A 12479-nucleotide genomic window follows, 5' to 3' on the forward strand; every position below is an offset into this window, starting at 1 on the left:
ACGCGTCGCCCCGCCCCTGAGGCGGCGCTGCGCCGCGGATGCGCAGCGCCGCGGCGCGACCACGCCGCCCGTTGCGGACGAAGGAACAGCGCGGCGCGCTTCCCGGGGCTCGGCCTGTCGAAGATGGACCTCGTCCTCCGCCCTGCGCGGAGCGGACCACGTCCCCGGCCCGCGGCGCGCCCGCATCCAGAGCGCGGGGACGCGCGCGCCGTCAGCAGCCGGCACGGAGGCTCGCGGCCGCGTCCGACGGCAGAGCTCGCACCGAGGGGGCTGTCCACGCTTGCCGGGAACTCTCGACATGGCGGGGCGCGCTCCGCGGACGGGTGACGGCGAGCCCGCGGGGACGCGGGCTCCTGCCGCCGCAGGGCGGCTGTCGATCGCGGCAGCACAGTGCTATGGCTCGTCGCGCTATGGCCGCCGAGACGATGGGCCCCCGCACGTCCACCGGACCTTCTTCCAACGAGCCGCGCGAGCCCGCGCGCTACGATCACGCCGCGGTCGAGCCGCGCTGGCAGCGCGCGTGGGAGGAGGGCGAGACCTTCCGCGCCGTCCGCAGCGCGGGCGGCGCGCGCGAGAAGCGCTACGTGCTCGACATGTTCCCCTACCCCTCGGGCTCGGGGCTGCACGTCGGCCACCCCGAGGGGTACACGGCGACCGACATCGTGTCGCGCTACTACCGCATGCGCGGGATCGACGTGCTGCACGTGATGGGCTGGGACGCCTTCGGCCTCCCGGCCGAGCAGCACGCCATCGAGACCGGCACGCACCCGGCCGACACCACGGCGCGGAACATCGCGACGTTCAAGCGCCAGCTCAAGATGCTGGGCTTCAGCTACGACTGGTCGCGAGAGCTCGCCACGACCGATCCACGCTACGTGCGCTGGACGCAGTGGATCTTCCTCCAGCTCTTCAAGAAGGGCCTCGCGTACCAGGACGAGGTGAGCGTCAACTGGTGCCCGGCGCTCGGCACCGTCCTCGCGAACGAGGAGGTGATCGACGGCAAGAGCGAGCGCGGCAACCACCCGGTCTACAAGACGCCGCTCCGCCAATGGATGCTCCGCATCACCGCCTACGCCGACCGCCTGGCGGAGGATCTCCGCCTGCTCGACTGGCCCGAGGGGACGGTCGCGATGCAGCGCGCCTGGATCGGCCGCTCGGAGGGCGCCCTGATCACGTTCGAGGTCAAGGCGTGGAGCCAGGGCTCGGTGAGCGTGTTCACGACCCGCCCCGACACGCTGATGGGCGTCACCTACGTCGTGCTCGCGCCCGAGCACCCGCTCACCAGCTGGCTCACCTCGACCGAGGGCAGCACGTCGGAGCCGCGCCGCGAGGCCGTGCGCGCGTACGTCGCCGCGGCGTCCAGCAAGAGCGATCGCGAGCGCCTCGCCGGGGCCGCGAAGGAGAAGACCGGCGTCGACACGGGCCTGTTCGCCGTGCATCCGATCACGGGCGCCGAGGTGCCGATCTGGGTCGCGGACTACGTGCTCGGCGGCTACGGCACCGGCGCCGTGATGGCCGTGCCCGGGCACGACGAGCGCGACTTCGCCTTCGCCCGCGCGTACGGGCTGCCCATCGTCGAGGTGGTGAGCCCCGACGGCGCCCTGCACGATCAGCTCGAGGCCGCCTACGTCGACCCGGGCGTCGCGGTCCGGAGCGGCGAGTTCGACGGGCTCACGACGGAGGAGTGCAAGCGCGCGGTCATCGAGCACCTCGAGGCGCTCGGCCGCGGCAAGCGCGAGGTGAACTACAAGCTGCGCGACTGGGTCTTCTCGCGCCAGCGCTACTGGGGCGAGCCGATTCCCATCTACTTCCCCGTCGAGCTCGCCGATCCCGGCGGAGATCCCAGGAAGGGCGACGCGCACACGATCCGCTACGACCAGCCGATCGCGGTGGACGAGGCCAGCCTGCCGCTCGAGCTGCCGCCGCTCGCCGACTTCCGGCCTGGCGACGACCCGGCCGGTCCGCTGGCGCGCGCGGTGGACTGGCGGTTCTTCCAGAAGGACGGCGCGTGGTACGCGCGCGAGACGAACACGATGCCGCAGTGGGCGGGGTCGTGCTGGTACTACCTGCGCTTCCTCGACCCGCAGAACGACGCCGAGCCGTTCTCGCAGGCGGCGTACGACGCGTGGATGCCGGTCGACCTCTACGTCGGCGGCGCGGAGCACGGCGTGCTGCACCTCCTCTACGCGCGCTTCTGGCACAAGGTGCTGTTCGACCTCGGCCACGTGAAGCACCCCGAGCCGTTCATGAAGCTCGTCCATCAGGGCATGATCCTCGGCGAGGACAACGAGAAGATGTCGAAGTCGCGGGGCAACGTGATCAACCCCGACGACATCGTGCGGGCCTACGGCGCCGACGTGCTGCGGCTCTACGAGATGTTCATGGGCCCGCTCGAGGCCGTGAAGCCCTGGCAATCGGCCCAGATCCAGGGGGTGGTCCGGTTCCGGGATCGCGTCTTCGCGACGTGCACGCGGCCGCTCTCGGACGTGATGGACGACGCGACGAGCCGGCAGCTCCACAGGACCATCAAGAAGGTGACCGGTGACGTCGAGGCCATGGCGTTCAACACCGCCATCTCCGCGATGATGGTCTTCGTGAACCACCTGAGCTCGCTGCCCTCGCCGCCGCGCGAGGCGGTGCTCCGGCTGATCCTCCTCGTCTCGCCGTTCGCGCCGCACCTCGCGGAGGAGCTGTGGCGGCTCGCGGGGCATCAGCGCTCGCTCGCCTACGAGCCCTGGCCGACGTACGACGAGGCGCTCTGCATCGATGACGTCCTCGAGATCCCGGTGCAGGTGAACGGCAAGGTCCGCGGCCGGGTGATGCTGGCGAAGGCGGCCCCCGAGGAGGAGGCCCGCTCCGCCGCGTTCGGCCTGGAGAGCGTGGCCGCCCTCGCCGCCGGCAAGCAGGTGAAGAAGTTCATCTACGTGGCCGGGAAGATCGTGAACATCGTCGTCGGCTGACGCTCCGGCGCCGCCCTGGGAGAACGAGCGCCGGCGCTGCGGCGACGTCGCGAACGGACGCTCCCAGCGGGCGGCGCGAGGCGGCTCTTCGCGGATCCCGACGATCCGCGCTCGCCCATCGTCCCTTCACGAGAGGATCGATCGCGGAGCCTCCGGCTCCCTGCCGGCGCCGAGGTCGGGCGCTCGGATCCACGTGAGCCCGATCGGCGCGCCGGCCGCAGCGCCCACCACAGCGCGGCGCAGCTCGGCGGGCGCGTGAGCTTCCTCGGAAGCAATCCTCTCCTGCCTCGAGGAACGCGGCCCATGCACAGCCCAGGCTGGCAGGTGCCGTGCAACGGCGGCTGGCCGTGTGCCGGAACAGCACCGCGTGGTGTACCCGAGCTGGATACCTCCTCGCCGCCGCCGCGCTGGCCGGCTGCGCGGGCGACGCGGGCGAGCCTCCCGCGCGCGGGGAGGACGCGGACGAGGCTGCGCTGGAGATCAAGGGAGGCTATCCCGACACGGGAGATCGCGCGGTCGCCGGGCTGATCATCACGGATCGGAAGGGCCGCGTCGCGCGGACCTGCTCGAGCACCCTGATCGCGCCCGACCTGGTGCTCACGGCGCAGCACTGCATCGCCGAGGCGCCGAAGCTCATCTCCTGCAGGACGGCGGCGTTCGGTGAGCCGGTCGACGCCTCGCAGGTCTACGCCACCCTCGGCCGGGCCATGTGGGCCGGCGGCGCGCCGTGGCTCGCCGCGCGCGCGGTGCTCAGCCCGCCCGACGGCAACGCCGTGTGCGGCCGCGATCTCGCGCTCATCGTCCTCGCCTCGCCGGTCCCGAGCAGCGACGTCACGCCGCTCGCGCCCCGCCTCGACCGGCCGCCCGAGGAGAGCGAGGTCTACTCGGCGGTCGGCTTCGGCGACACGGAGGGCAGGGCGCGCGACGGCGGCGCGCGCCGGCGCCGCGACGGGCTCCGCGTCGAGTGCGTCGGCTACGGGTGCGGGACGCAGGAGCGCGTCACGGGCAGCGAGTGGCGCGGCGAGAGCGGCATCTGCAGCGGCGACTCGGGCGGACCCGCGCTCGACGGCGCCGGGCGGATCATCGGCGTGACCTCGCGCGGGCCGTCCGGCTGCTCCGACCCCATCTACGGAGGGCTGATCGCCCATCGCGACTGGCTCGTCGCCGAGGCGGCGCGCGCCGCCGACGCCGGCGATTACAGCGCTCCCTGGTGGGCCACGGCGCACGGCTCGGCGGAGCGTTCGCCGTCGCGTCGGCCGCTCGACGAGCGCTGGCTCTCGTGCGCCCACGGCCCCATCGCCGGGGGCGGGGCCGGCTCCGCGCGCGCGCTCTTCGCGCTCGTCGCGCTGCTCGCGCTGAAGCGCGCCGGGACGGCGGCCGCGCCGGCGCGCGCCGCGCGGCGGAGCACGATTTCCGCCTGATCGACGCTCCGGCGCACACCTCGCCTGCTAGGATGCGCCCGTCCAGACCCTGCGGAGTGTCCATGCCCAGCTCGCCCATCATCCGTCCGGCCGCGCTCCTCGCGGCGCTCGCGCTCGCCTCGACGTCCCTCGGCTGCGGGCCGACCTACGTGCGCGGCAACCAGGTCGAGGGGCTCGACGACGCCGCGATGAGCACGGGGATCGACAAGCGCGACATCGAGCAGCTCCTCCACGAGAACCTGAAGTCGCTGATGGCCTCACCCATCGCGAAGGCGTGGGCGCAGGAGGGCTCGCGGCCCACGCTCGCCATCTACCCGCTGTCGAACCAGACGAGCGAGCACATCGACAGCCAGCTCCAGGCGCTCCTGTCGGACATCGAGACGTACATGGTCAACACGGGCCTCGTCACCGTGGTGAGCGTCGAGCGCCAGCAGCAGATGATCGCCGAGATCGAGAAGCAGCACGGCGGCGGGTTCGATCCGGACCACATCGCCGAGTACAACCGCCAGCTCGGCGCGAAGTACTACATCACCGGCAAGGTCTTCACCTCCGACGAGCGCACCGAGGACGAGCGCCGCGTCCAGTACTTCATGTTCATGCAGCTCATCGAGGTCGCCACGAGCGCGGTGGCCTGGCAGAACAAAGCCGCCTTCACGAAGGCGCTCATCCAGGAGTGATGCGCTGGCGGCACGCGAGCCTCCGGGGGCGCGGGCGCGCGGTCCTTCTGCCTCTCGCGCTGCTCCTCGGCGTCGGACAGGCCGCCTGCGCCGGCCACGAAGATCGCGTGCGCACCGCGCTCGCCGCGCTCGACCGCGGGGCGCCCGCGGAGGCGGTGGCCGCGCTGAACGAGCAGATGGAGGTCGAGAGCGCGGCCGAGCTTCCGGCGCTCACGGGCGACAACGCGCTCCTCCTGCTCGACCGCGGCAACATCCTCCTCGGCATGGACCGCTACGAGCTGTCCGCGCGCGATCTCGGGGCGGCGGACAAGTCGATCGACCTGCTCGACATGTCGCGCGGGGCCGCCGCCGAGCTCGGCAAGTATCTCTTCTCGGACGACGCGGGCCCGTACAAGGCGCCTGCGCACGAGAAGCTGCTCATCAACACCATCAACATGATGAACTACCTGGCCCAGCGCGACCTCAGCGGGGCCAGGGTCGAGGCCCGCCGCCTCGTCGTGATGCAGAAGTACCTGCGCGATCACGAGGGCGAGACGGCGCTCATCGGCCTCGGGAGCTACCTCGCCGGCTTCGCCTTCGAGAAGAGCGGTCAGCTCGACGAGGCGCTCCTCTACTACGACGACGCGCTCCGCCACGGGCCGTATCCGTCGCTCCGCGCCCCGCTGCGCGCGCTCACGCGCGGCGAGCCGAGGACGCCCCGCATCGCCGCCCTGATCGAGGGCGTGGAGCCGCCGCCGCCGCTCGACGAGGCCGGCGAGGCGGAGCTCGTGGTCGTCGTCGGCTTCGGGCGCGTGCCGCAGAAGGTGCCGCAGCGCTTGCCGATCGGGCTCGCGCTCACGCTCGTCGCCGACGACATCTGCCCGACCGATCGCGCGCGGGCCAACGAGCTCGCGGCGAAGGGGCTCGTGACGTGGGTCAACTACCCGACGCTCGCCCGGGGCAAGGGCGGCTACGCGATCCCGACCCTGAAGCTGGATGGGCGCTCCCAGCCGCTGGAGCAGGCCCTCGACATCGAGGCGCAGGTGCGCTCGGCCTGGAAGAAGAGCGAGGGCACGATCATCCTGTCGGCCATCACGCGGACGCTCGCCCGCGTCGCCGCGGGCGAGGCGGCCCAGGGCGCCACCGAGGCGGCCGCGGAGGACTCCGGGCCGCTGGGCCTGCTCGTCGGCCTGCTCACGAGCGCGACGCTGACCGCCCTCGACACGCCGGACACGCGCGGCTGGTCCACGCTCCCCGCGCGCATCGCGATCGCGCGCACCCGCGTCCCCGCGGGCACGCACGAGGTGGTCGTGAGCGCCCGGGGCGAGGTGCGGCGCGCCCGGGTGAGCGTGGCCGCGGGCGGGTGGGCCTTCGTCCCGGTGATGGTGCTGCGCTGAGCGGCCCCGGGCGCGGCCCGGAAGGGTTGCCGGCGCATCCCTCCCGCGGCAGTCTCCGCGCCGATGCGTAGCCTTGCTCTCCGCGCCGTGCTGGTCCGCGCGCTCTCGGCGTGCTCTCCCCTCGCGCTCCTCGGCGCGACCGCCTGCGGGACGCTGGCCACCTCGCCGTCCTGGGTCGGCGGCGGCCTCGCGGTCTCCGCGCCGATCCGGGCGGCCGAGGAGGACGCGGCGCTCGAGCGGGAGCGGACGATCGTGGCGAGCCAGCCGAAGCAGATCGGCGCGCGGCACATCCTCGTCATGCACGACGGCTCGAAGAGCAGGCCCGAGGGCGTCCGCCGCACGCGCGACGAGGCGCGCGCGCGCGCCCAGGAGGCGCTCCTCAAGATCCGCGGCGGGGCGGCCTTCGAGGACGTGGTCGCCGAGTACAGCGACGAGCCTGGCGCCAAGGAGCGCGGCGGCGACCTCGGGGTGTTCGAGCGCGGCGTGATGGTGAAGGGCTTCGCCGACGTCGCCTTTGCCCTGAAGGTCGGCGAGGTGAGCGAGGTCGTCGAGACCCCGTTCGGGTTCCACATCATCAAGCGCACCGAGTAGCGCCGCTCGCGCGGAGGCCGCGGGCTCGACGCCTCCGTCCGGGTCGCCTACCGTGGCGTGCATGACGAGGACCGCCCGCGCCGCGCTGACCGCCGAGCACCGCCGCCTCGAAGAGGAGCGCGAGCGCGTCTTGCGCTGGAAGCACTGGGGCCCGTACCTGTCGGAGCGCGCCTGGGGGACGGTGCGCGAGGACTACAGCGCGAACGGGGACGCCTGGTCGCATTTCCCGCACGAGCACGCCCGGAGCCGCGCCTATCGCTGGAACGAGGACGGCCTCGGCGGCATCTGCGATCGCCACCAGATCCTGTGCCTCGCCGTCGCCGTCTGGAACGAGAAGGATCCGATCCTGAAGGAGCGGGCCTTCGGCCTGACGGGGCCCGAAGGCAACCACGGCGAGGACGTCAAGGAGATCTACTACTACGAGGACGCGACGCCGACCTCCAGCTACCTGCGTTACCTCTACCGGTACCCGCAGCGCGAGTTCCCGTACGGAGCGCTCATCGCTGCCGCGCGCGAGCGGGGCCTCTCGGAGGGCGAGGTCGATCTCCCCGATCTCGGCGCCTTCGACGGCGATCGCTACTTCGACGTCATCGTCGAGTACGCGAAGCGGAGCCCGAGCGACATCTTCATGGTCATCACGGTGGTGAACCGCGGCCCGGAGCCCGCGCCGATCCACGTGCTGCCGCACCTCTGGTTCCGCAACACCTGGTCGTGGAGCGACCCTCCCGGTCCGGTCCCGGAGATCCGGGCCATGCAGAGCGGCCCTGGCCACGTGATGCTGCGCGCGGCGCACCCCGAGCACGGCGCGCATCACCTCTACATCGAGGGCAGCCCCGAGCTGCTCTTCACCAACAACGAGACGAACCTCGAGCGGCTCTACGGCGCCCCCTCGCGGACGCCCTACGTGAAGGACGCGTTCCATCACCGGGTCATCCACGGCGACGCGTCGCGGGTGAACCCCGAGCTGCGCGGCACCAAGGCCGCGAGCTGGCACCGCCTCGAGGTGCCGGCCGGCGAGCGCAGGCGGATCCTGCTCCGGCTCGCGCCGGACCCGGTGGAGCGGCCGTTCGAGTTCGTGGACGAGCTCGTGGAGGCGCGCCGCCGGGAGGCGGACGAGTACTATCTCGCCGTCCAGGGCCCTCATCTGTCCGAGGATCGCCGCGCCATCCAGCGGCAGGCGGCGGCGGGGCTCTTCTGGACGATGCAGTTCTATCACTACGACGTCGACACCTGGCTCCGCGGCGACGTCGATGCGCCGCCGCCCGAGCGGCTCTCGGGACGCAACGGCCAGTGGCGTCACGTCTCGGTCGCCGACGTCATCTCGATGCCGGACAAGTGGGAGTACCCCTGGTTCGCGGCCTGGGATCTCGCCTTCCACGCGATCGCGCTGGCCTCGCTCGACATCGACCTCGCGAAGGCCCAGCTGAAGCTGATGGTCAAGGAGTGGTACCAGCACCCGAACGGCCAGCTGCCCGCGTACGAGTGGGAGTTCTCGGACTTGAACCCGCCGGTGCACGCCTGGGCGACCTACCAGCTCTACAAGATCGAGCGGAAGCAGCGGGGCGAGGGCGACCGTGTGTTCCTGGAGCGGGTGTTCCACAAGCTCCTCATCAACTTCGCCTGGTGGGTCAACAAGCGTGACGCCGAGGGGCACAACGTGTTCGAGGGCGGGTTCCTCGGCCTCGACAACATCTCCCTCTTCGATCGCAGCGAGCGGCTCGCGCCCGGGATGCGCCTGGAGCAGGCGGACGCCACCGCGTGGATGGCGATGTACTGCCTCGACCTCATGCGCATCGCGCTCGAGCTCGCGCTCGACAACTCCGCGTACGAGGATCTTGCCAGCAAGTTCTTCGAGCATTTCCTGCGGATCGCGCACGCGCTCCACCACGCGCACGGCGGCAGGCTGCCGCTCTGGTCCGAGGAGGAAGGCTTCTACTTCGACATCCTGACCGTCGGCGGGAAGCCGCGGCACGTGAAGATCCGGTCGGCCGTGGGCCTCATCCCGCTCTGCGCCGTGCACGTGATCACGCCGGAGATCTACGGCAAGCTCGCGAACTTCCGGCGCCGGACCGAGTGGTTCCTCCGCAAGAACCCCGCGCTGGCCGAGGCGATCACGGTGCGTCCGGACGGCCGGCAGGTGCTCTCTGCGGTGACGCCGGGGCGCCTCGAGCGGGTGCTCGCGCACCTGTTCGACGAGGACAAGTTCCTCTCGCCGTTCGGCCCGCGCTCGCTCTCGAAGGAGCACGCGGCCGCGCCCGTCTCGCTCGGGCTGGAGCCCTGCCATGCGCAGTACACGGTCGGTTACGAGCCCGGCGAGTCGATCACGCGCATGAAGGGGGGCAACTCCAACTGGCGCGGCCCGATCTGGTTCCCGCTCGGCTATCTGCTCTACCGCTCGCTGCTCCGGCTCGATCACGGCTTCGGCGACGTGCTCACGATCCCCTCGATCGGCAGCCACGGCCCTCGCACGCTCCGCGACGGCGCGCACGAGCTAGAGCGGCGTCTGATCGCGATCTTCGAGCGCGATCGCGAGGGTCGCCGCCCGGTCCACGGCGAGCACGCGCTCTTCCAGCACGACCCGCATTTCCGGGACCGTCTCTTCTTCTTCGAGTACTTCCACGGCGACACCGGCGCCGGGCTCGGCGCCTCGCACCAGACCGGCTGGACCGCCCTCGTCGGCGATCTGATCCTCCGCGCGGGCCGCCACGACCTCCCCTATTCGTAGCGCTCCACACAAGACGCACGGCTCGGCGCCGTTTCGTGGTCGATCCGTGCTAGGAGGGCGCCTGTGTCGCTGGCGTTCGGCGTCTCGCTCCTCGCGCTGGCCGTCATGCTGGGCGGCATTGCGGCGCTCTTCCGTCACCGCAGCGAGGGCGCGATGTCTGCGCTCCGGACGTTCGCCCTGGTCGGGGCGGCGTCGATAGCGTTGCTGCATCTCTTGCCGGAGGCGCTCGGCGAGATTGGCTGGCCTGCGTCGATCGCGGCGGTGGCGGGCTTCCTGGCGCCGGCCATGCTCGAGCGCCTCGTGATCGGCGAGGCGGGCGCTCACCGGACGCCCACGACGGCGCTTGCGATGGGGTATGCCGCGGTGCTGGCGCATCAGTTCGGCGAGGGTGCGGCGGTGGCGTCGCTCTCGCGGGTAGGTCAGTTGACGCTGCCTGTCGTGCTCGCGCTGGCGGCGCACACGGTGCCGCTCGCCATGGTGGTGGCGATCCAGGTCCTCGAGGTGAGGGCTGGTACAGGCGGCAAGGGCGCCATGAGCGCGGCGCTCGCGGGCATTGCGCTCGCCACGGTGGTTGGCGCCTTCGCGACGCGGCTCGTCGATGTGGAGCACTTTGAGGCGGTCGAGCCCTGGCTGCTCTCTGCCGTCGCGGGCCTTCTCTTGCATGCCCTCTCGCACGAGGCGGTGGCGAGCGGCCCAGCGACGACGGTCAGCCGGGCTGGCGAGGCCGTGGGCGGCCTGCTCGGCCTGGTGCTGGCCACGATCGGCATCGATGAGGAGGAGTGGGTCCAGCAGATCCCGTTTCAGCTCCAGATCGCCGCCCTGGTCGTCCTTGCGGGGCTCATTCTTCTGCGCAGCTACGGCCCGAGGCGCGCTGCCGAGCGCCCCCACTGACCACGCCCGCGACGGCAGCGGTACCGCCGCTGCCCCGTCGCTGTCTGGACCGAGCTCGCGAAGCGCACCGCTGTCGGCGTGCCGGTCGGACGCCCACGACCACCATCGTGCGGCGAACCTGTGGGGCCTGCTGCGCGTCGAAGCAGCTCTCCTGGACGAACGGCTATCTAGCGACCGAGCTCAGCCCTCAGCGTCCGAGCTCAGCACCGCGCGGATCCGTCGATCCCCACCACCATCGCCGTTTTGACGGACGGTAGGCCCCCTGCGGGGGTGCTCGCCGGGCGGCGCTGCGAGAGCCGGTGTCTGAGCCCGATTGACGTTTCATCCCCGGCGTGCGCAGCGCGCCGGGGATGAAACGTCCCAGGCGAGTTCGGCTCTCGCAGCGCCGCCCGGCGAGCACCCCCGCAGGGGGCCGGGCTGTTCAGAACGTCCTTCCCCGCCCCGGCTCCACCGCCGCCGACAGGTTCCCCGGAAGCCGAGATCGGCCCCGTCGCCGCGCCCGTTGGCAGCCCCCGAGGCCCAGCAGGGCCCAGGACAAAAGAAAAAAACCTGCGCACGGCTCGCACCATGCGCAGGTTCGAAGAAAATCCCGGCGGCGTCCTACTCTCCCACCAGGTTGCCCTGGCAGTACCATCGGCTCCAAGAAGCTTAACTTCCGAGTTCGGTATGGGATCGGGTGTGACCTTCTCGATATCACCACCGGAAACTTGTGGGTGCGTCCAATCGGAACCCTGCGGAGCCCGCTTTCGCGGCGCTCTGCTCTTTCACGCAGGGCCAGCTGTGTCACGCTGCTCGTCACCCGAACTCCGGGCGCGATGCTTCGATGTTTGCCTTAGAAGTATGGTCAAGCCGCACGACCTATTAGTACCGGTTAGCTCCGCCGATTGCTCGGCTTCCACACCCGGCCTATCAACCTCGTGGTCTACGAGAGGTCTTTAGGGGCCTTGCGGCCCGGGACACCTAGTCTTGAGGCCGGCTTCCCGCTTAGATGCTTTCAGCGGTTATCCGTTCCGTACATGGCTACCCGGCTATGCCCTTGGCAGGACAACCGGAGCACCAGAGGTACGTCCACCCAGGTCCTCTCGTACTATGGGCAGCTCCTCTCAAGTGTCCTACGCCCACGGCAGATAGGGACCAAACTGTCTCACGACGTTTTAAACCCAGCTCGCGTACCGCTTTAATCGGCGAACAGCCGAACCCTTGGGACCTGCTCCAGCCCCAGGATGCGATGGGCCGACATCGAGGTGCCAAACCGCGCCGCCGATATGAACTCTCAGGCGCGATCAGCCTGTTATCCCCAGAGTACCTTTTATCCGATGAGCGATGGCCCTTCCATACAGAACCACCGGATCACTAACGCCTGCTTTCGCACCTGTTCGACCTGTCGGTCTCACAGTTAAGCTCCCTTGTGCGTTTGCACTCTACGCCTGGTTTCCAATCAGGCTGAGGGAACCTTCGCACGCCTCCGTTACTTTTTAGGAGGCGACCGCCCCAGTCAAACTGCCCACCAGGCAGTGTCCCCGACCCAGTTCATGGGCCCAGGTTAGATTTCCAGAATACCCAGGGTGGTATTTCAACGTTGGCTCGGCCGAACCCAGAAGCCCGGCTTCATAGCCTCCCACCTATCCTACGCAGAATATCCCGAAAATCACTGCCAAGTTGCAGTAAAGGTTCATGGGGTCTTTCCGTCTTGCCGCGGGTAGAGGGTATCTTCACCCCCGATACAATTTCGCTGAGTCCCTGGTCGAGACAGCGGGGATGTTGTTATGCCATTCGTGCAGGTCGGAACTTACCCGACAAGGAATTTCGCTACCTTAGGACCGTTATAGTTACGGCCG

7 protein-coding genes and 2 rRNA genes (1 of these 9 only partly in view) are annotated in these 12479 nt (G+C 70.5%); 7 read left to right on the forward strand and 2 right to left on the reverse strand.

Annotation, left to right across the window (positions count from 1 at the left end):
- The first annotated feature begins 395 nt into the window (after positions 1–395).
- The 7 genes from leuS to NQZ70_RS43505 all read left to right on the forward strand — a co-directional run bounded on the left by leuS (position 396) and on the right by NQZ70_RS43505 (position 10641).
- Positions 396–2960: a leucine--tRNA ligase gene (leuS, locus tag NQZ70_RS43475; RefSeq protein ID WP_129579472.1), complete on the forward strand. Its 2565-nt coding sequence runs from the start codon at positions 396–398 to the stop codon at positions 2958–2960.
- A 329-nt stretch (positions 2961–3289) separates the two neighbouring features.
- Positions 3290–4381, forward strand: coding sequence for a trypsin-like serine protease (locus NQZ70_RS43480; RefSeq protein ID WP_129579473.1), 1092 nt, complete (start codon positions 3290–3292; stop codon positions 4379–4381).
- Between the two features lie 62 nt (positions 4382–4443).
- On the forward strand, positions 4444–5058 hold the full coding sequence (locus tag NQZ70_RS43485) for a penicillin-binding protein activator LpoB (protein ID WP_129579474.1): 615 nt from the start codon (positions 4444–4446) through the stop codon (positions 5056–5058).
- The gene (locus NQZ70_RS43490) at positions 5058–6434 is read left to right on the forward strand and encodes a hypothetical protein (RefSeq protein WP_129579475.1); all 1377 of its coding nucleotides are present in this window, start codon (positions 5058–5060) and stop codon (positions 6432–6434) included. The genes NQZ70_RS43485 and NQZ70_RS43490 overlap by 1 nt, the downstream gene beginning before the upstream one ends.
- Positions 6435–6497: 63 nt before the next feature.
- Complete coding sequence (locus tag NQZ70_RS43495) at positions 6498–7025, forward strand: peptidylprolyl isomerase (protein WP_129579476.1); 528 nt, start codon at positions 6498–6500, stop codon at positions 7023–7025.
- Between the two features lie 61 nt (positions 7026–7086).
- Positions 7087–9750: an MGH1-like glycoside hydrolase domain-containing protein gene (locus NQZ70_RS43500; protein WP_129579477.1), complete on the forward strand. Its 2664-nt coding sequence runs from the start codon at positions 7087–7089 to the stop codon at positions 9748–9750.
- Positions 9751–9813: 63 nt separating this feature from the next.
- Entirely contained in the window at positions 9814–10641 is an 828-nt protein-coding gene (locus tag NQZ70_RS43505) for a hypothetical protein (RefSeq protein WP_129579478.1), read from the forward strand.
- Positions 10642–11228: 587 nt separating this feature from the next.
- On the opposite strand, the gene rrf is transcribed toward NQZ70_RS43505, so the two are convergent.
- Together rrf and NQZ70_RS43515 are read right to left on the reverse strand one after the other, a co-directional pair.
- Positions 11229–11345 (reverse strand): 5S ribosomal RNA (rrf, locus tag NQZ70_RS43510).
- A gap of 136 nt (positions 11346–11481) precedes the next feature.
- Positions 11482–12479 (reverse strand): 23S ribosomal RNA (locus NQZ70_RS43515); it runs 2009 nt beyond the window's last position.

The sequence above is a fragment of the Sorangium sp. So ce836 genome (genome assembly GCF_028553905.1).
GTDB lineage: Bacteria > Myxococcota_A > Polyangia > Polyangiales > Polyangiaceae > Sorangium > Sorangium cellulosum_D.